The 322-nt window shown below is 60.9% G+C and carries 1 protein-coding gene; it reads left to right on the top strand.

Translation table 11 applies throughout. From position 1 onward, the window contains the following. On the top strand, window positions 1–322 hold a 322-nt coding region (locus PZH32_RS12170), incomplete at both ends, for a hypothetical protein (protein WP_275208516.1).

The raw sequence follows: 322 nt of genomic DNA on the forward strand, positions 1-322 counted from the left end.
CTTCACCATCACGCTGAACAATCTGAACAAGGCACAGCTGAAGTACTTGGGCGTGGGCGGCAGCCCGTCGGTTGACTATTGCGCTAACCCGCAGATCTCCATGCTGCTGCCCTTCATCGAGGGTTTCGGTGCCGCCGCCGGTATGGATGTGAATAGCTTCCAGTACATTCCGTCGAATGCGGTGGACGCCAAGACACCGGCCGAAGCGCTGGCGGGTACGGGCAGCCTGTCCTCTGCGTGGCTCATGGGCACTGGCATCGAGGTCGACACCAAGAACGACTACGTGTTTGTGAAGGAGCAGGGCACGCCCGGCCTGTCGGAC

Origin of the sequence: Adlercreutzia equolifaciens, from assembly GCF_029076695.1 — a bacterium.
Lineage (GTDB): Bacteria > Actinomycetota > Coriobacteriia > Coriobacteriales > Eggerthellaceae > Adlercreutzia > Adlercreutzia equolifaciens_A.